The 22854-nt window shown below is 64.1% G+C and carries 22 protein-coding genes; 12 read left to right on the top strand and 10 right to left on the bottom strand.

Going from position 1 to position 22854, the window contains the following annotated elements:
* The first annotated feature begins 113 nt into the window (after positions 1-113).
* The 7 genes from AAC640_RS01040 (at position 114) to AAC640_RS01010 (ending at position 8374) form a co-directional block, all read left to right on the top strand.
* Positions 114-1463, top strand: a complete 1350-nt coding sequence (locus AAC640_RS01040) for an exopolysaccharide biosynthesis polyprenyl glycosylphosphotransferase (RefSeq protein WP_340264219.1) — start codon at positions 114-116, stop codon at positions 1461-1463.
* Positions 1463-2596 carry a glycosyltransferase family 2 protein gene (locus tag AAC640_RS01035; protein ID WP_340264218.1) on the top strand — a complete coding sequence of 378 codons (1134 nt, stop codon included), beginning with the start codon at positions 1463-1465 and terminating at the stop codon, positions 2594-2596. Before AAC640_RS01040 ends, AAC640_RS01035 begins: the two co-directional genes overlap by 1 nt.
* A 76-nt stretch (positions 2597-2672) precedes the next feature.
* Positions 2673-3425 carry a methyltransferase domain-containing protein gene (locus tag AAC640_RS01030; RefSeq protein WP_340264217.1) on the top strand — a complete coding sequence of 251 codons (753 nt, stop codon included), beginning with the start codon at positions 2673-2675 and terminating at the stop codon, positions 3423-3425.
* A 29-nt stretch (positions 3426-3454) separates the two neighbouring features.
* On the top strand, positions 3455-4747 hold the full coding sequence (locus tag AAC640_RS01025; protein WP_340264858.1) for a hypothetical protein: 1293 nt from the start codon (positions 3455-3457) through the stop codon (positions 4745-4747).
* Positions 4744-5889 (top strand): glycosyltransferase family 4 protein, encoded by a 1146-nt coding sequence (locus AAC640_RS01020; protein WP_340264216.1) that lies wholly within the window; start codon positions 4744-4746, stop codon positions 5887-5889. The genes AAC640_RS01025 and AAC640_RS01020 overlap by 4 nt, the downstream gene beginning before the upstream one ends.
* Positions 5886-6635 (top strand): FkbM family methyltransferase, encoded by a 750-nt coding sequence (locus tag AAC640_RS01015; RefSeq protein ID WP_340264215.1) that lies wholly within the window; start codon positions 5886-5888, stop codon positions 6633-6635. The genes AAC640_RS01020 and AAC640_RS01015 overlap by 4 nt, the downstream gene beginning before the upstream one ends.
* Positions 6635-8374, top strand: coding sequence for an MFS transporter (locus tag AAC640_RS01010; RefSeq protein WP_340264213.1), 1740 nt, complete (start codon positions 6635-6637; stop codon positions 8372-8374). The genes AAC640_RS01015 and AAC640_RS01010 overlap by 1 nt, the downstream gene beginning before the upstream one ends.
* 22 nt (positions 8375-8396) lie before the next feature.
* On the opposite strand, the gene AAC640_RS01005 is transcribed toward AAC640_RS01010, so the two are convergent.
* Positions 8397-10094: an amidohydrolase gene (locus tag AAC640_RS01005; RefSeq protein ID WP_340264857.1), complete on the bottom strand. Its 1698-nt coding sequence runs from the start codon at positions 10092-10094 to the stop codon at positions 8397-8399.
* Positions 10095-10096: 2 nt separating this feature from the next.
* Positions 10097-10966 carry an NAD(P)-dependent oxidoreductase gene (locus AAC640_RS01000; RefSeq protein WP_340264212.1) on the bottom strand — a complete coding sequence of 290 codons (870 nt, stop codon included), beginning with the start codon at positions 10964-10966 and terminating at the stop codon, positions 10097-10099.
* Positions 10967-11063: 97 nt separating this feature from the next.
* Here AAC640_RS01000 and AAC640_RS00995 point away from each other — a divergent pair, with 97 nt between their 5' ends.
* Both AAC640_RS00995 and AAC640_RS00990 read left to right on the top strand, forming a co-directional pair.
* On the top strand, positions 11064-12311 hold the full coding sequence (locus tag AAC640_RS00995) for a threonine ammonia-lyase (RefSeq protein ID WP_340264211.1): 1248 nt from the start codon (positions 11064-11066) through the stop codon (positions 12309-12311).
* A gap of 120 nt (positions 12312-12431) precedes the next feature.
* Positions 12432-13250, top strand: coding sequence for an arginyltransferase (locus tag AAC640_RS00990; RefSeq protein ID WP_340264210.1), 819 nt, complete (start codon positions 12432-12434; stop codon positions 13248-13250).
* A gap of 124 nt (positions 13251-13374) precedes the next feature.
* Here the strand turns inward: AAC640_RS00990 and AAC640_RS00985 are convergent, their stop codons facing one another.
* From AAC640_RS00985 to AAC640_RS00970, 4 genes are all read right to left on the bottom strand, one after another.
* Complete coding sequence (locus AAC640_RS00985) at positions 13375-14205, bottom strand: RcnB family protein (RefSeq protein ID WP_340264209.1); 831 nt, start codon at positions 14203-14205, stop codon at positions 13375-13377.
* A gap of 127 nt (positions 14206-14332) precedes the next feature.
* Positions 14333-14818 (bottom strand): GAF domain-containing protein, encoded by a 486-nt coding sequence (locus tag AAC640_RS00980; protein ID WP_340264207.1) that lies wholly within the window; start codon positions 14816-14818, stop codon positions 14333-14335.
* A gap of 23 nt (positions 14819-14841) precedes the next feature.
* On the bottom strand, positions 14842-15267 hold the full coding sequence (gene arfB, locus AAC640_RS00975; protein WP_340264206.1) for an alternative ribosome rescue aminoacyl-tRNA hydrolase ArfB: 426 nt from the start codon (positions 15265-15267) through the stop codon (positions 14842-14844).
* Between the two features lie 5 nt (positions 15268-15272).
* Positions 15273-15947, bottom strand: a complete 675-nt coding sequence (locus AAC640_RS00970) for an RluA family pseudouridine synthase (protein WP_340264205.1) — start codon at positions 15945-15947, stop codon at positions 15273-15275.
* Positions 15948-16012: 65 nt separating this feature from the next.
* Here AAC640_RS00970 and AAC640_RS00965 point away from each other — a divergent pair, with 65 nt between their 5' ends.
* On the top strand, positions 16013-16999 hold the full coding sequence (locus AAC640_RS00965; RefSeq protein WP_340264204.1) for an acyltransferase family protein: 987 nt from the start codon (positions 16013-16015) through the stop codon (positions 16997-16999).
* Between the two features lie 102 nt (positions 17000-17101).
* Here the strand turns inward: AAC640_RS00965 and wrbA are convergent, their stop codons facing one another.
* Together wrbA and AAC640_RS00955 are read right to left on the bottom strand one after the other, a co-directional pair.
* Positions 17102-17701, bottom strand: coding sequence for an NAD(P)H:quinone oxidoreductase (wrbA, locus tag AAC640_RS00960; protein ID WP_340264203.1), 600 nt, complete (start codon positions 17699-17701; stop codon positions 17102-17104).
* 118 nt (positions 17702-17819) lie between these two features.
* Positions 17820-18536 (bottom strand): pirin family protein, encoded by a 717-nt coding sequence (locus AAC640_RS00955; RefSeq protein WP_340264202.1) that lies wholly within the window; start codon positions 18534-18536, stop codon positions 17820-17822.
* Positions 18537-18663: 127 nt separating this feature from the next.
* On the opposite strand from AAC640_RS00955, the gene AAC640_RS00950 reads away from it, so the two are divergent.
* Both AAC640_RS00950 and ctrA read left to right on the top strand, forming a co-directional pair.
* Complete coding sequence (locus AAC640_RS00950) at positions 18664-19569, top strand: LysR family transcriptional regulator (RefSeq protein WP_340264201.1); 906 nt, start codon at positions 18664-18666, stop codon at positions 19567-19569.
* A 207-nt stretch (positions 19570-19776) separates the two neighbouring features.
* The gene (gene ctrA, locus AAC640_RS00945) at positions 19777-20484 is read left to right on the top strand and encodes a response regulator transcription factor CtrA (protein WP_340264200.1); all 708 of its coding nucleotides are present in this window, start codon (positions 19777-19779) and stop codon (positions 20482-20484) included.
* A 202-nt stretch (positions 20485-20686) separates the two neighbouring features.
* Here ctrA and AAC640_RS00940 read toward each other — a convergent pair whose 3' ends face one another.
* Positions 20687-21376, bottom strand: coding sequence for a hypothetical protein (locus AAC640_RS00940; protein WP_340264199.1), 690 nt, complete (start codon positions 21374-21376; stop codon positions 20687-20689).
* A gap of 102 nt (positions 21377-21478) precedes the next feature.
* Positions 21479-22783, bottom strand: coding sequence for a S8 family serine peptidase (locus AAC640_RS00935; protein ID WP_340264198.1), 1305 nt, complete (start codon positions 22781-22783; stop codon positions 21479-21481).
* Positions 22784-22854: the final 71 nt, after the last annotated feature.

Below are 22854 nucleotides of genomic sequence, written 5' to 3'. Positions count from 1 at the left end.
CCTGTTTGTCGGCCGGCCCGAAACGAACGGAGGCGAACCGGGCCACTCGCCCCTTGCAACCCGCGCCAGCCGGTGCCAACGCAGCGGCGGGGCCCAGGACGATCAGGACGCAAGTGACAGTTTCCAAGGAAATCGTGCGGGCGCGACTTTACCTGCTGTGCCTGCTGGGCGACCTGGCGGGTCTTTTCCTGTCTTTCCTCGTTGCCAACCAGCTCGTGCTGGGCGCGATCGGGGGAGAGCCGGGCAAGCCCCATGGCCTCGTCATGTTCGCCATGATCGCGCCGCTCTATATCCTGTTGGCGGTGCAGGGCGGCGCCTACGGCATCCATATGCTGGAGGACATCCGGCGCGGCATCGTGAGGGGGCTGCTGGCGCTGTTGCAGGCGGCGCTGCTGATGCTGCTGATCGTCTATCTGGGCAAGATCGCCGAACAGCTGTCGCGCCTGACCTTCGTCACCGGCCTTTCCTTTTCCGCGATCAGCGTCGCGCTGGTCCGCCTCGCGATCGAGCGGCTGGGCGCGCGCCTGCTGGGGGAGGTGCCGCATCTGACGGCCGTCATCATGGACGGCGTGCGGATCGACACCCGCCCGCACATGGAGGTCATCGACGCCGCCAGCGCCGATCTTCATCCCGAACGGCACGATGCCGACATGGCGGCGCGCCTTGCCGCCGCCGTGGGCATGGCCGAGCGCGTGATCGTGGCCTGTCCGATGGATCGCATGGATGACTGGTCAATCGCGCTCAAGTCGCTGTCGGCGCGGGGGGAGATCGTCGTCCCCGAACTGCTGCGCTTCGCTCCCGCGCGCGTGGATGAATTTGACGGCCAGCCCACCATCATCGTCGCCGGCGGTCCGTTCCAGTTTCGCGATCGCATCATCAAGCGTATCTTCGACATCCTGCTCGCCACCGGGGCCACGCTGGCGCTCTCGCCCGTGCTGATCCTTGCCGCGCTCGCGGTAAAGCTGACCAGCCCCGGCCCGGTGATCTTCAGGCAGCCGCGAATCGGTCGCGATGCCCGTCCGTTCAACATCTACAAGTTTCGTTCCATGCGCGCCGAAGCCAGCGACCGGAAGGCCGACAAGCTCACCGCGCGCGATGATGATCGCGTGACGGCGGTCGGTCGCTTCCTGCGCCGCACCAGCATCGATGAACTGCCGCAGCTCTTCAATGTGCTGCGCGGCGACATGAGCATCGTCGGCCCGCGCCCCCACGCGGCGGCCGCCAAGGCGGGCGACAGCCTCTATTGGGAGGTCGACGATCGCTATTGGGAACGGCATTGCATCAAGCCGGGCATGACCGGCCTTGCCCAGGTGCGCGGCCATCGCGGATCGACGGATCATCATCAGGACCTGATCGACCGGCTCCAGTCCGACCTTGAATATGTCACCAAATGGTCGATCTGGCGCGACCTGCGGATCATCGTCGCGACCATCGGCGTGCTCGTCCATCACAAGGCCTATTGATGCGGGCGGTCGACCTGTTGCTGGCGCTTCTGCTGCTTGTCTCGCTGCTCGGCCTGATGTGGCCGTTCCTCGTCTATCCGGCGATCCTGCGCCTGTTGCCGACGCGCGCGGAACAGCCCGCGCCCGGCGCGCCGCCCTCTGCCTCGCTGCTCTTCTGCGCCTATAATGAAGCGGCGGCGATGCCGGAAAAGCTCGCCAATCTGGCGATGCTCAAGGCGCGCCATCCGGGCCTCGAAATCCTCGCCTTCGACGATGGGTCGTCGGACGACACGGCCCGGCTGATCGAGGCGCAAGGCGATCTGGTGACGCTGCTGCGCGGCCCCGGCCGCAGCGGCAAGGCGCACGGCATGAAGCAACTGGCGGCGCGCGCGCGCGGCGACATACTGATCTTCACCGACGCCAATGTGCTGCTGGACGAAGACGCGATCGCCAGGCTGCTTGCCCGCTATGCCGATCCGCGCGTGGGCGGCGTGCTGGGCTCGCTTCATTATATGGGCGAGGGCGAAAGCGCGACCGCATCGGTCGGCTCGCTTTACTGGCGGATCGAGGAACGGCTGAAGGACGAGGAATCGCGCACCGGCAATGTCATGGGCGCGGACGGCTCGATCTTCTCGATCCGCCGCGCGCTCTATCCCGACTTTCCCGACAGCGTGCTCGACGACCTGACCGTGTCCATGGCGGTGGTCTTTGCCGGGCACCGGCTGGTCAAGGCCCGGGACGTGATCGCGCGCGAACGGCTGGTCGCGGGGCGCGGCGACGAATATCGGCGCAAGGTGCGGATCGCCGCGCGCGCCTGGCACACCCATCACCACCTGCGTCCGCAACTGCGCCGGATGAGCGCCCTCGATCGGTTCAAATATGCGTCGCGCAAGATCGTGCGCTGGTTCGGCGGGCTGTTCATCCTGACCGGCGCCATCGCCGCGGCCGTGCTCGCTTTCCGCCTGTCGCCGCTGTTGGCCCTGGCAGGGGCGGCGCTGGCGCTGCTGCTGCTCGGCCTCGGGCTGCGTGCGAAAGGGGGCGCGCTGGCCGCCATCGTCGACATCCTCATCGCCTATGCCGCCACGCTCCAGGGCGTCGCCAGGGCCATGAGCGGCCGGACCGTCACGGTGTGGAATCCGGCCAAGTCACGCTGATCCCCCTCGCCAAAGGGCCGACATATTGTATAGGCCGTGCGGTCGCTGACTTCCCAAGCTCGATCGGAGCCAAGGCGTGATTACTCTCCAGCGGGTGGCGAAAGCTGCCGGCAAGCATCTGACCCGGGCCGCGCTCGCTGTGCGCAAGGCGCTGGGCGCGCGCGCGACGCGCGGCTGTCCCGCCTGCGGACAGGCGGTCGTCGGCTTCTTCCGCTATGGCGACAATGCCGAATGGGGCTGCCCCAATTGCGGCGCATCGCCGCGCGAGCGGCTGATGAACCACCTCATCGCCGGCAAGGTCCTGACCGTGCCACAGCAGGGCGCCATCCTGCACATGGCCCCCAATGAAGCGAGCCTCGTCCGACGCTTCTCCGTCGCCGCCGACTATACACCCGCCGATCTTGATCCCGCCCGCTACACTGTCCCCAACATGCGCCAGGTCGACCTGATGGCGCTTGCCGAGACGGATCGCTACGATCTCTTCTACGCCAGCCATGTGATGGAACATGTGCCGGACGACCATCATGTGCTGCGTAATATTCATCGTGCGCTCAAGCCTGGCGGCGAGGCATGGCTGATCGTGCCGCTCTGGGACAGGCCGACCGAGGATGGCAGCTTCGACATCCCCCCGCGCGAACGCGAACGGCGCTTTGGCCAATGGGACCATGTGCGGCAATATGGCCCGGATTTCGCTGATCGCATCCGCGCGGCCGGCTTTGATCTTGAGGAGGTCGACGCCAGCGCGATCGACCCGGCCACCCGCCATCATTTCGCGCTGGACGACCGGCTGTTCCGCGCCCGCAAGCCTGCCGGACCCGCCGCCCGGTGAGCATCCCGCTTGGCAAGTCAATGGCGCGGATGGAAGGGTCCGCCCGCTTCCTCGCCCTCATCAAGCTCGCCAATGTCGGACTGGTGCTGATCTGGGGCTTCGCTGTCACCTATGTGTTCGTGCGCGTCCTGCCGCTGCGTGAATTCCAGTCCTTCCTGCTGCTGGTGGCCTTCGGCAACTTCACCATTTCCGCCGAATTTGGCCTCACCAGCATCATCTATGCGCGGTTGCGGCGCCACTGGCTGGGCGTCGGAGAAGAAGGAATGGGGCCTTTCCGGCTGGAGGAAATGGGGGTGCTCTTCCTGTTCCTCGGCCTGTTGATCCTGTGTGCACTGACCATCCTGGTCGTGGCGCTGGCGGCGGGGGCGGTCGGCACGGCCATGCCGTTGCTCTTCGTCCTTTTCTTCCTTTCGGCCTGCGTCAACCTGCCGGCCCTGCTGGCAAAGCGGGCGCTGGCGGCGGTGGACGGCAATTTCCTCTGGGAAGCGCTCGACTGCGCGCGCCGGGTCGTGACGATCCTGTTGCTGCTGCTCATCCTGCGCGGACTTGATCCGCGCCTCTCGGTTGCGCTGCAACTCGCCGTCAGCATGACCGTGATCGGCTACGCCATCGCGCTCGTCCATCGCCGGTTGGGCATGGGCCGGCATCACTGGCTTTCCTTCCGCATCGGCGGCGCACATGTGCGCAGCTATTATCTGAGCGATATCGGTTCGTCGGCGCTGCTCACCATTTCCGATATCCTGGCCTATAACGCGCCCTATTTCACCATCGCGCTGGCGACCCATGACGCCCGGCCGATGCTGTTGTTCGACTTTTTCTTCAAGATGTCGCGGGCGCTGTCGATGGCCGTACGGGCCACGGTGGAGGCCGCGCTGCCGCGCGTCACGCGGGCGTTCCATGCGGGCGATGCCGACCGGCTGCGGCAGTTGCTCATACGGGCGCTGGGCGTTGCCTTCTTCTTCGCGCTGACCGCCTCCGCCGCGCTGCTGCTGGCGGGACAGTGGCTTTTCGCCAAGCTGTTCGCCCACCGCGCGGCGATCGGCATGACGGAGTTGCTGATGGTTGATCTTGCGCTGCTGGCGCTCGCCGTCATCTGCGTCTCCGTCTATGTGCAGGGCGCGCTGGGCCGCTTCGCCCATCTGTTGAAACGGTCGTTGCCCTTCCTCGCCGGGTCGTTGCTCAGCGTCCCGCTCGCGCTCATCCTCGCGCCGGGTCGCTTCGACGATGCTTTCCTTGCCTTCTACTCGGCGACGCTGCTGGTCGCGGCGGGGTTGCACGCGTTCTCGCTTCATCGGCTGTTGCGGGAAGGCGGCGTGCGATGAAGGTCGCGATGATCGACCCGTCGCTTTTCACCGGGCGCTACGATGACAGCCTTTGCGCTGCCCTGGCGCAAGCGGGGCAGGATGTGACCCTTCTCGGTCGCCCGATGCGCGCCACCGATGCGATCGTGCCGCGGGGCTATCGCTATGTCGCGCGCTTCTTCCGGGCCAGCGAGGCGCTGCGTCGACGGCTGGGGGATGGGCGGGTGTTCCGCCTGGCCAAGGCGGCCGAATATGGCGCGACCTGCGCCGTCGGCGGCCTTGGCGCGCTTGCGGCCTCCGACGTGGCGCATGTCCAGTGGCTGCCGCTCGCGCCCGCCGACCGGTTGATGCTGCGCCGGCTGAAGGGGCGCATGGCGCTCGTCCATACCGTCCATAATGCCGATGCCTATCATGCCGACGCGGGCGTGCAGGGCAGGGGCTATCGCGCGCTGCTTGACCTGTTCGATGCGCTGGTGGTGCATGGCGACACCACGCGGGACGCGCTGGCGCGTCAGGGGATAGACCCGGCGCATATCCATGTGACGCCGCATCCGCCCATGCGCCTTGCCGCTGCCGGGCCGGACGATCTGGCGGCGGTGCCCGATGCCCTCCTGCCGCGCCTGCTCTTCTTCGGCACCATCCGTCCCTACAAGGGCGTCGACCTGCTGATCGACGCCTGCCTCTCGCTTTGGCGGGCGGGGCATGGGTTCGAACTGGCGCTGGCGGGCAAGCCCTTCATGGACATCGGACCGCTCCTGGCGCGCGTGCGCGATGCGGGCTTTGCGCGTCACCTGATCGCCGATCTCGGCTTCCTCACCGAACCCCGGCTCGACGCGCATATGGCCAAGGCCGACATTATCGTCTTTCCCTATCGTCACATCGATTCGAGCGGCGCTTTCATGTCCGCGCTCCACCATGGCAAGGCGATGGTGACATCGGACACGGGCATGTTCGCCACGCTTCCGGCCGACGTCGCGGTCCGCGCGCCGGCCGGAAATGCGGCAGCGCTTGCACAAGCGCTCTTGCCGCTCCTAGAAAGCGCGGCCATCAGGCAGGCGAACGGCGCACGGTCGCGCGCCTATGGGGAAGCAATGGGCAACTGGAAGGACATGGCCTTGGCGACGATCGGCATCTATCGCTCGGTGACGCAGCCCAGGCCATGAATCGTTACGTAAACGAAATAAAAAACCGGGCGCTGGCCGTCCGCCTCGCCCTGGCCGGCCGCGTCCATCAATATCCTGAAATCCTTTCAATTCGCCGTTTCATTCATGCATTCGCGATCGACTGCGTCTTCGACGTCGGCGCCAATCGCGGTCAGTACGCCACGATGCTGCGCAAGGACGCGGCTTTTGCCGGCACCATCCTCTCGTTCGAACCCAACCCCGACATCTTCGCCGACCTGTCCCGCCGCGCGGCTTCGGACGGCAAATGGCATGTGTTCAACCTCGCGCTGTCCGACTTCGATGGAACCACCAACTTCAACATCATGGCGGCCGATCAGTTCAGTTCCCTTGAAAGGCCCTCCGACACGCAGGACGCCGTCTTCGCCGATCGCAACCGCGTAACCCGCACCGTCGAAATGCAATGCCGCCGGCTCGACGGATTGCTCCCCGAACTGCGTGGAAGGCATGGCTTCGCACGGCCCTTCCTGAAAATGGATACGCAGGGCCACGACCTGTCGGTCTGTGAGGGCGCAGGCACAATGCTGGCCGAATTTGCGGGGGTCCAGACTGAACTCGGCGTCCGTCCCATCTATCAGGGCGGCACCGGCTATCGCGCGATGATCGACTGGCTCGAAACCAGGGCCTTCGTGCCATCCGCCTTCTTCGCCAACAACAAGGGGCATTTCCCGCTGCTGGTGGAGATGGACGGAATCTTCGTCAACCAGGCCCTGTTGTCGGATTCCTGATGGGCGCGCAGACCCGCCTCATCGACAGCCGCCGCCTGTTCCTGACGGGCGCGATCGGCCTGACGCTCTGGCTGGGTGGGACGTTCCTGTGGCATGTCGCCTACCGACAAGGCATCAGCCTTGCCGTCATCCTGTTCCTTGACCAGGATTTCCCGGCCCTTCTGGGCGCGACGCTGCTGCTGGCGCTCGTCGCACCTTTTGCCGAGGGTATGGGCTTTCGCCTGCCCGAACCACGTGCACGCGTGATCGTGCCTTTGATACTTCTTCTGGGGCTTCTCGCCTGGGCGGGGCATTACTGGCTGTTCCAGGATTATGCGATTTCCCGGGACGAGGAAGTTGCCCGCTTCGCCGCAGCCTATATGCGCGAGGGTTTGTTCGCGCGGCCCATCCCGGCGGAATGGGAACCCTATCGTCGCGCCATCATGCCCGAATTCTTCTCTCCCTTCGGCGCGGCGGATTATTGGACGGCCGCCTATCTGCCAGTGAACAGCGCGATCCAGGCGGCCTTCTGGCAGCTTGGCGATCCCAATCTGGCGGGACCCGCGCTCCTCATGGCGGGGCTCTTCGCGCTCTGGCGGGTGGCGCTGCACCTGTTCCCCACCCGGCGCGATGCGGTGTGGGTCACAATGCTGCTCGGCCTTTCATCAGCGCAACTCTGGGTCACGGCGATGACCCCCTACGCCATGACCGGGCATTTCGCGCTCAACATGATCTGGCTGGCGCTGGTGCTGCGCGGCGGTGCGATCGGGCATGTCAGTGCGGGCGCTGTGGCGCTGCTCGCGGCCGGGTTGCACCAGTGGCATTTCCCCCCCATTTTCATCGCGCCCTTCATCCTGTGGATGTTGCTCGCCAGGCGCTGGGCGGCGGCGGGATTTCACATCCTGGTCCTGCTCGCCATCGTGATTGTTTGGGCCAAGCTTTGGCCCGGTTTCCTGGTCCAATATCTGGGGCCGCCCACCGACATCCGCCCTGCGGCCGGCGTGGCGGACAAGGTGGGCAGCCTGTTTGAAAGACTTGGTGACCGCTGGCAGCCGCTCGTCAACCTCAGTCGCTTCGCCGCATGGAACAATATATTGATGGCGCCGCTCGCAGCGCTCGGCGTCCTTGCCATTGACTGGCGCCGGGCGCTGAGGGGGCAGGAGATCGCCTTGCCGCTGGCGCTGGGATGTTTCGCGGGCTGCGCGTTGGCATTGGCTCAGGGCTATGGCTGGGGATTCCGCTATGCTCACGGCTACATCGGGCCCTTCTGCCTGCTTGCGGGTCTGGGCTGGGCGCGCTTTCGCCCCGCGGCCATGCGTCCTGTATTTCTGAGCGTCGCCATCACCCTGTTCGCCAGCGCTTTTCTCGTGTGGCGGACGCATGCCTTTGTTGCGCCCTACGCGGCGAGCCACCGAATGATCGATGCCTCGCAAGCCGACGTGGTGCTTGTCGATCCGCGCGGGGGCCTTTATGTCACCGACCTCGTGAGGGGCCGCGACGGGGTGCCGGGTAAGCCCATGGTCATGAATCTTGGCATGCTCACCCTCGATCAGGTCGATGCACTGTGCAGCAAATATGTCGTGGAACTGTTCGACCGGGCCGAGTTTCGGCCGCTGGGCGTGCCGCTGGCGCGATGGAATCTCGGTCGCATGGATGCGCTTCGGGCGCACATGAAGGCGGAAGGCTGCGACAAGCCGGTCCTGCCGCCCCTGCCGGAGACGATGGAGGATGCCTTCAACGCCTCCGGGGATGTGCTGTAGCAAAGAAGGGGCGCTACCCGCTCTAGCGCCCCTTCATATAGACTCGCTTGCCACCAATCCATGTTTCCAGCACCTGCGCGGCGCGGATATCCGCTGGCTGTGCCGCTGAAATATCCCGGTCAATCAGGAGGAAATCCGCACGCTGGCCGGGGATAAGGCTGCCGAAGCGCTTTTCCGCGAAGCCTGCCATGGCGCCTCGCCGGCTGTAGCCATCGAGCGCCGCTTCAAAACTCATTCGTTGCTCGGGCGTCCCGCCACCTGCAGATTCACCCTGGGCCGTTTCCCGAGACATCACCATCGCCATGCCGACAAAGGGATTGGCGCTTTCGCCCGGCACATCCGATCCCAAGGCGAGAGGCACGCGATTGTCGAGCATTGATTTCCAGGCATAGGCGCCTTTCAGTCGCGCTTCCCCCAGCCGGGCGGTCGCCATTCGCCAGGCTGACGACCAGGCCGGCGGTTGCATGGAGGCGATGATGTCATTCTGCGCGAACCGAGGAAGGTCGCCAGGGCTGACGATCGCGGCTTGTTCGATCCGCCAGCGTCGGTCACCCTTGTAGGTTTCGCTCAACTCAGTGATCGCGTCCAGCATCTCGCTATTGGCGGCGTCGCCATTGGCGTCGACGGCGATCTGGAAATTGTCCATCGCCGCGCGGCTCATGACGTTGCGCAACTGGGTCGAAGGGATGAGCGACAGGCCGTGCTGCCCAGGCGCATCGGCATAATCCGCCTTCAGCCAGGCCCCGCGCGTGCCAAGGCCACCGTCGAGCAGCAGATTAACGCCGCCCAGCCTCAGATGATCGTCATAGAGCCAGGGCGTCGGCTCCGGCCCCGCGATCAGCACCATATCGTCGATGCCGTCCGCATAGGCGATGATCCGCACGCGCAGCGCGCCCCGATCGGCGGAGCGCCGGAACGCTTGCCAATCCTCCAGCGTCGTACCCATGTCGGCAACGCTGGTGACGCCATTCGCCAGAAGCATCTGCTGCGTCTTTTCGAGCGCGATATCGCGGTCCTTGGGGGCGGGCGGCGGAACAATCCGCTGGACAAGGTCCATCGCCCTGTCGACGAACAGGCCCGAAGGCTTGCCCCCCGCCAGATCGACGCGGCCTCCCGGTGGCGCCTTGGTCGCGGCGGTTATTCCCGCCGCCTTCATCGCCAGGCTGTTGGCCCAGCCGGTATGACCGTCTGCCGATACCAGCCAGACCGGCACTTCGCTAGCCGCTGCGTCCAGGTCCGCAGCCGTGGGGAAACGCGTGAGGCCCCACCGCTCCTGGTCCCAGCCCGTACCGATGATCCACTTGCGTCCGGGATTGGCAGCCACATAGTCCCGGATCTTGGATTGCGCATCGGCCAGAGACCGCGTGCCCGAGAGGTCGAGCGTAATCTGCGCCAGCCCGAGCCGCATGACATGCCCATGAGAATCGATAAGGCCCGGGATCAGCGTCCGGCCGCCTGCGTCCAGCTTGAAGTCTGGCCCCTTGGCCCAGCTTTCGCCCTTCTTCAGCTTCTTGGGTCGGGCTGGTTCCTGATAACGGCCGGGCAGGAGATTTTCGACTCTGCCTTCGTCGTCAATGGTCATCGCGCCAAACCGCACCAGCCTGCCATCGGCGTCCAGTGCGATGCCGTTCACATTGTCGATGACGCCCGAGGCCTGCGCAGGCGAGGGCAGCGCAAGCGCGGGTGGGACGAATGCGGTCAGGGCCGCCAGCAATCGCATCCTCATGCGCGCGTGATCCGCCGCACCAGCGCGCTCGTGTCCTGTCGGCTGCCGCCCATCGCCTGCACGTCGGCGTAGAATTGGTCGACCAGCGCGGTGACGGGAAGGGTAGCACCATTCGCCCGCGCTTCCTCCAGAGCGAGCCCCAGATCCTTGCGCATCCAGTCGACCGCGAAACCGAAGTCGAAACTGTCCTGCGCCATCGTTTTCCATCGATGGTCCATTTGCCAGCTTTGCGCTGCGCCGCCCGAAACGGCTTCGAACACCTTGTCGAGGTTCAGCTCCGCTGCCTGGGCAAAACGCAGCGCTTCGGCAAGACCCTGGATGACGCCGGCGATGCAGATCTGGTTCACCATCTTGGCGGTCTGGCCCGCCCCCGCGCCGCCGACATGGACTATACGCGCGGCATAGGCCTGCATGACGATCCGCGCCGCCTCGACCGCCGGTTCGGTGCCGCCGCACATGATCGACAGCCGTCCATTTTCGGCACCGGCCTGGCCGCCCGATACCGGCGCGTCGACGCAGTGCAGGCCCAGGCTCTCGCCCTCGACGAACAGTTGCCGGGCGATCCGGGCCGACACGGTGGTATGATCGATGAACAGGCCACCTGGCCGCATCGTGCGGAATGCGCCTTCCCGGCCTACCGTCACTTGCGACAGGTCGTCATCGGTGCCCACGCAGCTGATGACGATGTCCGCATCTTCGGCGGCCTTCGCCGGGCTAACGGCGACCGATCCGCCATAGGCTTCCGACCAGCGCTTGGCCTTTCCGATGGACCGGTTGTAAACGGTCAGTTTGTGCCCCGCCTTGGCCAGATGGCCCGCGATCGGGCCGCCCATGATTCCCAGGCCGATAAACGCGATATTAGCCATATGCCTCTTGACGTTATCCCGGTGAGCTTTTGCCATAGGACCAGATTTCGGAGAGGGCCAGTTCCTTCCGGCGCAATTTTAGGGTAGGGCGCAGCCCATGAATAGCTTGAGCAAGATCGAAAGCACGATGCCGTTGCCCGTTACCGTCGATGACATACTTGCGGCGCGCGTGCGGATTTCGGGCGCGGTCGTGCACACGCCGACGCGGGTCAGCCAGACGCTGTCCGACATGCTCGGCTGCAAGGTGTATCTGAAATTCGAGAACCTGCAGTTTACTGCCGCCTACAAGGAACGCGGCGCGCTCAATCGCCTGCTCCAATTAGGCGACGAGGCGAAGCAGAAGGGCGTGATCGCGGCGTCCGCCGGCAATCACGCCCAGGGCCTCGCCTATCATGGCCGGCGTCTTGGCGTGCCAGTTACCATCGTAATGCCGATGACCACCCCGACGGTGAAGGTGATGCAGACCCAGGGGCATGGCGCTACGGTTGTGCTGCATGGCGAAAAGTTCGACGACGCCAGCGCTTATGCGCGCCAATTGGCGAGCGAGCAGGGTCTGACCTTCGTCCATCCATTCGACGAACCTGACATCATCGCCGGTCAGGGCACCGTTGCCCTGGAGATGCTGGAGGATGCGCCCGAGATCGACACGCTGATCATCCCGATCGGCGGTGGCGGACTCTTCTCCGGCATGGCGACGGCAGCCAAGGCGATGAAGCCGGACATCAGAATCTATGGCGTGCAAGCGGAACTCTATCCGTCGATGTACAGCCATGTGAAGGGCACCGTACTCGCGTGCGATGGCGATACGCTCGCGGAAGGCATCGCGGTAAAGGAACCGGGCGAGCTGACCCGCCGCTTCGTCGAACGGCTGGCGGATGATGTCCTTCTGGTCGACGAACGACATCTGGAAGAATCGCTCAGCCTGCTGCTGCAGATCGAAAAGACGGTGGTTGAGGGCGCAGGTGCCGCCGGTCTTGCCGCGCTGCTGACTCACCGGCAACTGTTTGCCGGACGCACCGTCGGCCTCGTCCTGACGGGCGGCAATATCGATACGCGCCTGCTGGCGAACGTGCTGCTGCGCGACCTTGCTCGGTCGGGTCGGCTTGCGCGGCTGCGGGTCATCTTGCAGGATCGGCCGGGCGCGCTGTTTCATGTCGCTCGCATTTTCGACCAGGAAGCGGTTAACATCCTGGAGCTGTCGCATCAGCGGATCTTCACCAATCTGCCGGCCAAGGGCTTGAGCCTGGACGTCGAATGCGAAACGCGCGATGGCGCTCATCTCGACCGTCTGATCGCCGCCCTGCGCGAAGCGGGGTATGAGGTCGCGCCCATAGAGGTTGCCTGATGGCGCGCCGTCCGCGGGCCGCATTATTTTCGTGGTAAATGACCTTTTCATGGACCGCTGGCGGCGGCATAGTCTGTCCATGACTCAAGTTTCGCGCAGCGTTTGGACGGAGACCGTGGCGTGAGCGCACCCTTCCGCTTTCCTCGCTTCTTTGTGACGAACCCGAGCCCATGTCCCTATCTGCCTGGCCGGAGCGAGCGGAAAGTCTTTACCGAACTCAATGGCGATAACGCATCTGAACTGAACGATGCGCTCGGCCGCATCGGTTTTCGCCGTAGCCAGAATGTTGCCTATCGCCCCAGCTGCGCCGACTGTTCTGCCTGCGTCTCCGTGCGCGTGGTCGCCGACGAATTTCGTCCCAATGCGACGCAACGCAAGCTTATCCGCCGCAATGAGGACCTGATCGTCACGGCCTGCAAGCCCTGGTCGACCGAGGAGCAGTTCACCCTGCTCCAGCGCTATCTGCGCGCGCGTCACCCTGGCGGCGGCATGACCGAGATGGACGAGATGGATTTTGCCGACATGGTCGAACAGACCCCGGTGGAAAGTCATGTGGTCGAATATCGCGAGCCCGGTGTGAATGGGCGCCCCGGCAAGTTGATCGGCGCCTGCCTCACCGACCGGCAGGGCGATGGCCTGTCCATGATTTACAGCTTCTTCGACACGGAGTTGGAACACCGCAAGGGGTTAGGCAACTTCATCATCATGGATCACATCCTGCGCGCGGCGAAGGCGGGATTGCCCTATGTTTACCTAGGATACTGGGTCGAAGGGTCGCGGCGAATGCAGTACAAGGTTCGCTATCGTCCGCTCGAAAAGCTGAGCCGCAGCGGCTGGGTGCGCTTCGATCCGGGCGAGCAGGCGGAAGCGATACGAGGCGTCTTGCCGAGAGACGAGCCGCCGCTCCCGGTCGAATTGGCGGGCATTTTCCGGAAATAATGCGCTGTGAAGGCAGTTGCGATCAGGCGCTTGGGCAGTGTGGCCTAACTTTGTCGACCGTCCATAGGAGGCGATTTCCTATCGTGAGATCCTGACGCAGCTGGCGTCGATCGCAACCTGGTGATCATTTCCGCTTGTGGCGGCGCGGCCTTGATACCGATTCCGTGACATAGGTTTTGGTTGTCGTCACCGCAGGCTGCACGACTATGGTCGTGGTGGTGGCGCCAGGGAAATAATAGCCTCCGGCATAATGGCCAGGCGCTTGCGTTGTCGTGACGACAGGCGCGCCGGGGCCGCTTTGATGAACGATCGGAGCCGTAGCGGCTGCGGAAGGCAGCGCATAAGGCGGGGCGTCGTAGTCCGCGCCATAGCTGCTGCGCACATCTCCTTCGAAGCGGCCCTGATACTCGCCGTTGAAGACGCGCCCATTTTCGTCCCGCCAGCTTCCGGTCCAGCGGCCTTCAAATTCGTGCGGGGGTGGACCGTCAGGTGCGGTCACGTCATCATCATAGCCTATGGTCGGCGAGGGAGGGCTACCGTCCTTGCCCCAGTCCATATCGTGCCGCTGATCGCGGACATGACCGTCGCCGTCGGTCATCACGGCATCATCATAATAGCGCGACCAGCCATAGCCTGGCGGCGGCGCGGGAAGGCCATAGGCAGGATAATCCTGGATACGGTAAGCCGGGCTCATCCAGTAGGTGGGCAGGACATAGCCTAAAGCCGGACGGCGATAGGCGGCCCAGCCGCCGGGCGCATACCATCCGGCAAACCAGCGCCCTTGGACCGGAGCACCCCATCGGCGAACGGCAGCGCCATTGGGAAGGGCGTCATGCACCGGTCGGGTGGAAAAGCTTCTGGCTGTCGAAGACCCCATCGGGGTCGTGCCGGTCGCCAGCCCAGGAGCGGCAAGACCCAGCGCCACACTCCCCAGCATGATGTTCCGGAACCGCATGCTTGCACTCCCATTGCCCTGGCGCACCTCGTTCAGGCGCGTGTCCTTAACGATCAGTTTAGCATGGCGATCCGCGCCGATCCACGCGATCAACCGGGCACGACGTCCCGAAACGGGTCAGGCGCGGTCAAGCAACGCGCGCAGCAATACGTTCGACCAGCGCCTCCAGCCCGGCCTGATCGCCCGCATCGAACCGGCCCTTCAAGGGGCTATCGAGATCAAGCACCGCGACCAGATTGCCTCGTGCCAGAATGGGCAGGACGATCTCCGACGCGCTCGCCGGGTCGCAGGCGATATGACCGGGAAAGGCATGCACATCTTCCACGCGCTGCGTCTCACCCGACGCCGCCGCCGCGCCGCACACGCCGCGCCCTACAGAGATGCGAATGCATGCTGGCTTGCCCTGAAACGGGCCGAGCACCAGTTCGCCATCCACCATGCGATAGAAGCCGGCCCAGTTGAGATCGGGCAGAAATTGCCAGATCAGCGCCGCGACGTTCGCCATGTTGGCGATAGCGTCGGGTTCGTCCTTGGTTATCGCCTCGCAGGCGGAAATCAGGTCTTCATAGAGTGTCGCCTTGTCGGCTTTGGGGGAGGGAGTGAAATCGAACATGGTTCTTCTCTTTCAGTCATCCTTCAGTCGAGCCGCACCTTGCCTCGCCCCTGCTTCACCGAGCTGCGAGCCTTTTTGGCGTCCACCCGCCGCGCCTTGGCGGCCTTGCCCGGCTTGGTCGGCTTGCGGGCCTTCGGCACGATCGTGGCTTCGCGGATCAGGTCGACAAGGCGTGCTAGCACTTCCTGCCGGTTCATGAGCTGCGATCGAGAGCCTTCTGATCGCAGGATCAGGACGCCGTCCGCCGTCATTCGCCGGCCCGCAATGGCTGCCAGCCTGCGTTTTACGGCTTCGGGCAGGGAGGGGCTGTTCCCCACGTCGAAGCGCAACTGCACCGCGCTGTCGGTGGTGTTGACATGCTGCCCGCCCGAGCCGGTCGAACGGACGAAGCTTTCCTCCAGTTCGTCGGCGTCGATCGAGATCGACCGGGTGACAGCTATGGTTGGCACGCAACCTACAACCCGGCCGCATCCAGATATTCGGCGCCAAAGCCGGCCACGGCGAAGCTGTCGGGCAGGGGCGCGGTCGCTTCAGCCGCGGGCTTGGTTCCGCGCGGGATGCTCAGGAAACGGCTGTGCAGCAGCATGACGCCAGCGCCGTCACCATATACCGGGTCGCCAGCGATGCCGAACCCCAGTCCGTGCAAGGCATGAGCGCGTATCTGGTGGGTGCGGCCGGTCTTGGGTGTGAAGGCGATCAGCGAGCGTCCATCCGTTTCCGCCAGCTTGCGCCAGTCGGTCAATGCCGCCTTGCCGTCAGGGGCAGCCACCATCCGCCATCCCTTGGCCGCGCTGCTCACTTTCTTGAGTGGCAGCTCGATGGTGCCGCTATCTTCCGGCGGCACGCCTTCCACCACAGCAACATAGCGCTTGACGACGGTCCCGGCTTCGAACGCAGCGGCAAAGCGCTTGTGCGCCTTCGGGTTGCGGGCGAGCAACAGGCAGCCGCTGGTGTCACGGTCCAGCCGATGCACCGGCAGCGGCCAGCGCTGGAACCCGAAAGTCAACGAAGAAAGATGATTTTCAAGGGAAATCGTCCCGTCGCGCGGAGCATCCACAGGCAGGCCCGCGGGCTTGTCCAGGATGATGGCCTCGCCATCTATGAAGAGAACTCGGTCGTGAAGCAGCAAGGCGTTTTCCGGCAAAAAAGATGGGCGATTGACCCACGCGCGCCTTCCTATAGGGCCTGGATGCCATGGAGAACAGGGGGGACAGGACCGGGGTCGAACCGGCGCAGCCACAATCGCGCCTGGGCGGCGGCAGGCTCGACTGGATCGATGTCGCGCGCGGTATCGGGATCATTGCGGTGGTCATCGGCCATGTCTGGACGCGTGGCCCCTTGAGGGATGCAGTCTACAGCTTTCACATGCCGCTTTTCTTCCTGTTGTCAGGCCTGCTGTCGCGGTCCCAGCCCGTTGCGGCCTTCACGCTTCGTCAGCTTGGCTCGCAGATGCGGCCGTATGCCGCATTCCTGACGCTGCTAATCCTGGTCGATCAGATCATTGAGCCGCTGCGCGGTCATCGCCCCATCTTCCACCACTGGCCGCAAGACCTTCTGCCAATCCTGCTCGGGGGGGCGTGGCTGCGTGGACCCTACACCATCTTCTGGTTCGTGCCCTGCCTGATGGTCTCGCGCATACTCTTCAACGCGTTGCTGGCACGCTGGCCCGATCCGCTCGACCGGCGATGGACTTGGGTCCTCATGCCGATGTTACTTCTGGCTTATGGCGTCGGCAATGTAACACGAAATTCCGCGCTGGGTCTGCTGACCGTGCCGATGGCGCTCATGCTGCTGTGGGTCGGCTCCCTCTGGCAGACAGTTGGATGGCGTGATTGGATATGGGTGCCGCTCGGCGCGCTTTCGCTGGCGGGACTAAGCGGCATCCTTCCGACGCTTAATATGAAAGCGGCCGATTACGGCCTGCCGCTGCTGTCTATTGCATCCGCCATTGCGACCTCATTGCTGCTGTTTCGCATTTCGATCCGGGTTTCGCCGGTCGGCGCGTTGCTGGGCGCGATCGGCCGAGCGTCGTTGGTCATCATGTATCTGCATGTCGCGGTGATTCACTATCTCGCGCCGATACTGGGGAAGCCTTGGCTTCTGCTTCTGGCGCTGCTGGTTCCGACCGCCGCTTATTATGGGCTTCGCGCCCTTCCAATCGCGCGCCGCGTCTTCCTGTGATGGTGACAGGGGTCGGCGCGTCATCCGCCGCACCGACCCCCGTCCGTTGACGCCTTGCGACCCAGGGCTCAACCGCTGCACCGGAAGGGCAGCGCAGCTTACTCAGCCATGCAGCTTGATCGCCGTCTCCGCGATCCGCCGTCCTTGATAGCGAGCGCCTTCCAACTCCTCGGCGCCCGGCTGCCGACTGCCGTCTCCATCCGCAATGGTGGTGGCACCATAGGGCGCTCCACCGCGAACCTTGTCGACGCCCATCTGCGCCGTGAAGCCATAATCAAGCCCGACGATCACCATGCCGAAATGCAGCAGGTTGGTGATGATCGAAAATAGCGTGGTTTCCTGTCCGCCATGCTGGCTGGCAGTCGAGGTGAAAGCCCCGCCAACCTTGCCGTTCAGCGCTCCGCGTGCCCACAGTCCGCCCGCCTGGTCGAGGAATGCCGCCATCTGGCTCGACATGCGACCGAAGCGGGTTCCGGTGCCGATGATGATCGCATCATAATTTTCCAGATCTGCGACGGTCGCGACACTCGCGTCCTGATCCAGCTTGAAATGGGCGTTCTTCGCTACTTCGAGCGGCGCGGTTTCCGGCACGCGTTTGATATCGACCTGCGCACCCGCCGATAAAGCGCCTTCAGCCACAGCCTTGGCCATGGTTTCGATGTGACCGTAGGACGAATAATAGAGAACCAGTACCCTAGCCATGGTCGTGTTTCCAATCTAAGTAATACATTGATAACAAAAATGTTTCTTAAGAATTTTACGGCCGCCCGCACCAAGGGGGAGGGGGCACAGGCGGCCGTCGGCCCGGGGAGATCGGGCCTTATTCGCTGTCGACGAGAACAATCTCTGCGTCATCAGTAGCCATGATGGTGATCGGACGACCACCGATGATCGCTGCGCCGTCGCGTGCTTCGAAAGCTTGCCCGTCGATCTCGATTCGGCCGGTCGCGGGCACGAGGTAGAGGTGCCGCTCCGCCGCGGTCTCATAGGTCACGCTCTCGCCGGCGCGGATCGTCCCGCCCAGCAGCCGTGCATCGGCGCGGATGCGCAATGCTTCGCTGTCTTCCTCACGGCCGCTGGCCAGCACCACCAGCTTGCCAGACCGATCGCCTTTGGGAAAAGGCTTGGCGCCCCAGGTCGGCGCGTCCCCGCGCCGGGTCGGCATGATCCAGATCTGGAAGAGTGTCGTCGTTTCATCCTCCAGATTATATTCCGAATGACGGATGCCCGTGCCTGCGCTCATAACCTGGACGTCGCCCGCCTCTGTCCGACCCTTATTGCCAAGACTGTCCTGGTGGGTGATCGCGCCTTTGCGGACATAGGTGATAATTTCCATGTCCCGGTGCGGGTGCGGCGGAAAGCCGGTGTGCGGGGCGATTTCATCGTCATTCCACACGCGGATAGCGCCCCAGCCCATCCGGGCCGGGTCATGATAGTCCGCGAAAGAAAAATGGTGACGGGCTGTCAGCCATCCATGATCGGCCGCGCCGAGCGAACCGAAAGGACGCCTTTCGATCTGCGTTTCAATGGTGCTCATTTGCCGTTCCTTCATTCCTGCAGCGCGAAGGCAGCGTACCGTTATTGCGCTTTCCCGCTTGCTTTGACCCTATCTAGTGATCAGGATTGTTTCAGAAATAGGCAGGATTGAAACGGATTGTTTCCTCATGCGATTACCTGATTTTGAAGCCTGGGCGATGTTCGCCGCAGTGGTGGAGCATCGCAGCTTTACCGAAGCCGCCAGCGCGCTGGGCCTGTCCAAAGCGACCGTCTCCAAGGCGATAACCCGCCTGGAACAGCAACTGGATACCAGCCTGTTCAGCCGCACGAGCCGCCGCCTTGCCCTTACCGAAAGCGGCAAGCGGCTGGCCGACCACGCCGCGCGGATATTGGCAGAAGGGCAGGCGGCTGAGGAAGCCGCGCGCGATGAGACGGCGGAGCTTTCAGGCACTGTGCGGCTGGGAGCGCCGATGACGTTTGGCCTGCTGCGGGTCGCACCGCTTGTTGCCGACTTCACGAAACTGCATCCGCTGGTCGATGTAGACCTGCATCTGTCGGACGCGCGGATCGACGTGGTCGAGATGGGCCTCGACGCCACAATCCGCATTGCCGAGATGCCTGACAGTTCGTTGCGCGCGCGGCGGCTCGCCGATGTGCACATGCATGTGGTGGCGTCGCCGGCCTATCTCGCCGAGCGTGGCCATCCCATGCACCCGTCCGATCTTGGTCGGCATGATTGCCTTTGCTATTCGAACGTGCCCACGCCTGATGTGTGGCGTTTTTCCGGCCCCGGGCTTCAGAATGTCGCCGTTCAGGTTCGCGCCCGCATCACCGTGAATAGTGGAGAGGCGATGCTCCCCGCGTTGCGCGCCGGCGTTGGGATCGCCCGGCTGCCTGATTTTATCGTGGGCGCTGACCTTGAGGCGGGGGTGCTGGAGGAAATATTGCTGGATTGGCGCCCTCCGGCGGTGGGCATCCACCTGGTCACGCCTCCCTCGCGATTGCGACCCGCGCGGGTAGAGGCCCTGCTCGATTTTCTCGCCCGCAACCACGGCTGCCAGAGCGGGGTCTGAAAATCATTGCGCGAGCGAATCTATATTGACTCCCACTGAATCATTTTGTGAAAAAACTCTTCCAAACTGATTCAGTTTGGCGCGACTCGTGGATTTCTGCGGGTTAGCGAAAAATTAACCTTTGTCCTTCAGAAGTTTTTTGGTTAATGAATTGGAGCAGACGCCGTTCTGAGGGGTTGACGGGATCTGCAAGGACAGGGGCTTCACATGCGCGTTCTGCTAATCGAAGACGAACCGACCACCGCCAAGGCGATCGAGCTGATGCTCACGACCGAGGGGTTCAATGTCTACACAACGGATCTGGGTGAAGAGGGCCTGGATCTGGGCAAGCTGTATGATTACGACATCATCTGCCTGGACCTGAACCTGCCCGACATGCACGGTTACGATGTGCTCAAGAAACTGCGCGCGGCCAAGGTGCAGACGCCGGTCCTGATCCTGTCGGGCATTGCCGAAATGGACAGCAAGGTTCGCTCGTTTGGATTCGGCGCTGACGATTATGTGACCAAGCCTTTCCATCGTGAAGAGCTGATCGCCCGGATTCACGCGGTCGTCCGCCGCTCCAAGGGGCATTCGCAGTCCGTCATTCGCACCGGCAAACTCGCCGTCAATCTGGATGCCAAGACGGTCGAAGTGGATGGCAATCGCGTTCACCTTACAGGCAAGGAATATGCGATGCTCGAGCTCCTTTCGCTCCGCAAGGGCACGACGCTGACCAAGGAAATGTTCCTGAATCACCTTTATGGCGGCATGGACGAACCCGAGCTCAAGATCATCGACGTCTTCATCTGCAAGCTGCGCAAGAAGCTGGCGCTGGCTTGCGGCGGCGACAATTATATCGAAACCGTATGGGGTCGCGGCTATGTGCTGCGCGATCCCGACGAGGCTGCGGATTTCGCGACCAAGGTCGCCTGAACGAAATTTTTCCGGGGGGAGGTGAGCCGGTGGTCCGCAAGGACTGCCGGTTTTCTGTGTAAGGACAGTCAGATTTGACCGGCGAGTGACCGCCCATTCGTCGATCCACTGACATAAAAAGGACCAGCGATCCTTGGGATCGCTGGTCCTGTCGTATGGGGGAGGGCGGGTGAAGAGCTGGTGGAAGACTCCCCCTCAACGGTCAATTCGCCGTTTGACTGGAAGGCGCAGCCCCACCCGATTGAGAGGCTTGTCCGCTCCCGGAAAGCTGGCCCCCGACGTTGAGCGACGCAGAGCCGGCCGCCGAATCAGTCGCTTCGCTTGCCGCATTATCCGTGGCCGAATGGGCCTTGCCTGCTGCTGAGCCGGCTGCATTCGCCCCGGCCTGCGCCGCGGTGTTGGCATGGCCCTTTGCTGAACTGACAGCATTGCTGACCCGGTCGCGAGCGGCTCCCGCGGTGCTGCTAAGGCGATCGCGCGCCATACCAGCGGTGTCGGTCGCACGATCGCGAACGCCGCCGACCGCATTGGTGACATCGCTGGTGCCCAGCGTGTCGGCAGTCAGGCTTCCGCCGGCCGATCCGCTGGTCGAACCCGCCGCGCTGCCGCTGTGGTTCTTGCCGTGACGGCTGATCGATCCGGTCGCCGAGCCGTCGGCATGTCCGTTGCCAGACCCGCCGACGTGGACGCGGCCATTTTCCAGATCGAGGCTGCGGTCGAGGCCTGCGCCGCCCGAGCCACTCAACGTACCGCCGAGCGATCCGCCGACACCACCCAGCGCGCCGCCCAAACCTCCGCCAAGACCACCGCCGCCGCCCAGCAACTGAGCCGAAGCGGGAGCCGCAGTGAGCGCAGCGAGGCAGGCAGTGGCAAGAATGAACTTCGCTTTCATCGATCGTCTCCTTGTTCATTGTCGATCCGATGAAGGCACAACGGCAGGGCTGTCGCCTTTAATCCCGAGGTTTACCGAAAATTTTCAAGCATTTGAAAATAATTAGATATTTCTGCACGCTCCGCAGACGATACCGTGCCCGAAGCCTGCGCCTCTGGCGGCTCTCGCCTCAGCCTGAAGGGCGCGAAGGCTTCCCGTCGCGAACAAACGGCCCGCGACTAGCGGCGCGGCGAAGGAGGTCCCGCGCACGCGCGCCTTACCGCCGTCCATCCGCGCTGCGGCCATGTCTGCGCCCGGTGCGGCGAAGTCGACATGACGAGCGCGTCCCGCTTCGGGCAGCAGTTGTCCGCGCCCGTCAATCCCTGTGACCGCCACGACCTCCGGGTAGGATGCGGGATAGGCGGGAGGCGCTGCCGGCCCGTCGTTGCCCACGGCTGCGACCACCGTCACGCCCTTGTCCCGCGCCAGGCGGATCGCGCCTGCCAGCAACGGATTGTCCGGCCCGACCAGGCTGACCGTCACGACACGGACCCCGCGCGCCGCCATCCAGCCGAGCGCCCGGGCGATGGCGAAAGCGCCACCGCCAGCCGGGTCGCTGCCGTAGACGTCCGCTACCATAAGTGGCGCGCCGGGTGCGGCACCCTGCACACGCCCCGTGCCGCTGATCAGCGAGGCTACCGCTGTGCCATGCGCGCTCGGCCGAGGTGCGCCCCGCGCGAAGCCTTGCTGCTCGACAGGGCCGGTCAAGGAAGGATGACGAGCCACGCCGCCGTCGATCAGCCCTGCCGCGTGCCCTTCAGGCGCTCCCGCAGCCGCCAGTGCGGCCGTGCCGTTCGCTATGGCTGACCCACTTGGGAAATAGATGTTGTCCGCGCTTGCCTCCGCTTCGGGCGCGATTGATCGCACCTGTTTCAGCGCTCGTGCGAGCGTGCGGTCCTGTGGCACAGTGAGACGCGCGACGCTGAGATCCAGTCCGTCCACCGCCTCGACCTGCACGCCAAAGCCTGCCGCCCGCAATGCATCGACACTGGTGGCTTTGGCGCCAGTCAGCAATATAATCCCGCGTCGGGCAGGTTCGCGCCGATCGTCCAGTTCCACACTGTCGCCATGTCGTCGCAGCAAGTCGCTAACCCGCGCGGCCCGGGCGGCGAGCAGTTTGTCGGCCAAGCCTGCAGAAGCGAGGCGGTCCAATCCTGCGTGGCCGAGTGTGTCTTCCAGATGGTCAAGCGCCCCCGGAACGACGCCGCCCACCCGTTCCAGCGCGCCACCTGGCGCAGGCAGAAGCTGCGCCTGCGCGCCGGGTCCTGCGAGCAGCAGTCCAGCCATGATCCAGGGACGTGGGAATTTCATCTCGACCTCTTTGCCACCGGCCCCATTTCCGGATCTTTCGCATGCAAAATGAGTCATTAGCAAAAAATTTCCGATAGGAGGGCGCGTCAGGGATGAAACGCCGCGCGGGGACCGTTTCATCCCAACAG

This window comes from Sphingobium mellinum, assembly GCF_037860795.1.
GTDB lineage: Bacteria > Pseudomonadota > Alphaproteobacteria > Sphingomonadales > Sphingomonadaceae > Sphingobium > Sphingobium mellinum.
Note: the sequence above shows the minus strand (reverse complement) of the source record. Positions and strands in the feature narration are given on the sequence as shown.

Coding starts and splice junctions, on each gene's coding strand:
- AAC640_RS01035 (WP_340264218.1), top strand. CDS start 1,463: ATGCGGGCGGTCGACCTGTTGCTGGCGCTTCTGCTGCTTGTCTCGCTG.
- AAC640_RS01025 (WP_340264858.1), top strand. CDS start 3,455: ATGGAAGGGTCCGCCCGCTTCCTCGCCCTCATCAAGCTCGCCAATGTC.
- AAC640_RS01020 (WP_340264216.1), top strand. CDS start 4,744: ATGAAGGTCGCGATGATCGACCCGTCGCTTTTCACCGGGCGCTACGAT.
- AAC640_RS01015 (WP_340264215.1), top strand. CDS start 5,886: ATGAATCGTTACGTAAACGAAATAAAAAACCGGGCGCTGGCCGTCCGC.
- AAC640_RS01010 (WP_340264213.1), top strand. CDS start 6,635: ATGGGCGCGCAGACCCGCCTCATCGACAGCCGCCGCCTGTTCCTGACG.
- AAC640_RS01005 (WP_340264857.1), bottom strand. CDS start 10,094: ATGCGATTGCTGGCGGCCCTGACCGCATTCGTCCCACCCGCGCTTGCG.
- AAC640_RS01000 (WP_340264212.1), bottom strand. CDS start 10,966: ATGGCTAATATCGCGTTTATCGGCCTGGGAATCATGGGCGGCCCGATC.
- AAC640_RS00995 (WP_340264211.1), top strand. CDS start 11,064: ATGAATAGCTTGAGCAAGATCGAAAGCACGATGCCGTTGCCCGTTACC.
- AAC640_RS00985 (WP_340264209.1), bottom strand. CDS start 14,205: ATGCGGTTCCGGAACATCATGCTGGGGAGTGTGGCGCTGGGTCTTGCC.
- AAC640_RS00980 (WP_340264207.1), bottom strand. CDS start 14,818: ATGTTCGATTTCACTCCCTCCCCCAAAGCCGACAAGGCGACACTCTAT.
- AAC640_RS00965 (WP_340264204.1), top strand. CDS start 16,013: ATGGAGAACAGGGGGGACAGGACCGGGGTCGAACCGGCGCAGCCACAA.
- wrbA (WP_340264203.1), bottom strand. CDS start 17,701: ATGGCTAGGGTACTGGTTCTCTATTATTCGTCCTACGGTCACATCGAA.
- AAC640_RS00955 (WP_340264202.1), bottom strand. CDS start 18,536: ATGAGCACCATTGAAACGCAGATCGAAAGGCGTCCTTTCGGTTCGCTC.
- AAC640_RS00950 (WP_340264201.1), top strand. CDS start 18,664: ATGCGATTACCTGATTTTGAAGCCTGGGCGATGTTCGCCGCAGTGGTG.
- ctrA (WP_340264200.1), top strand. CDS start 19,777: ATGCGCGTTCTGCTAATCGAAGACGAACCGACCACCGCCAAGGCGATC.
- AAC640_RS00940 (WP_340264199.1), bottom strand. CDS start 21,376: ATGAAAGCGAAGTTCATTCTTGCCACTGCCTGCCTCGCTGCGCTCACT.
- AAC640_RS00935 (WP_340264198.1), bottom strand. CDS start 22,783: ATGACTCATTTTGCATGCGAAAGATCCGGAAATGGGGCCGGTGGCAAA.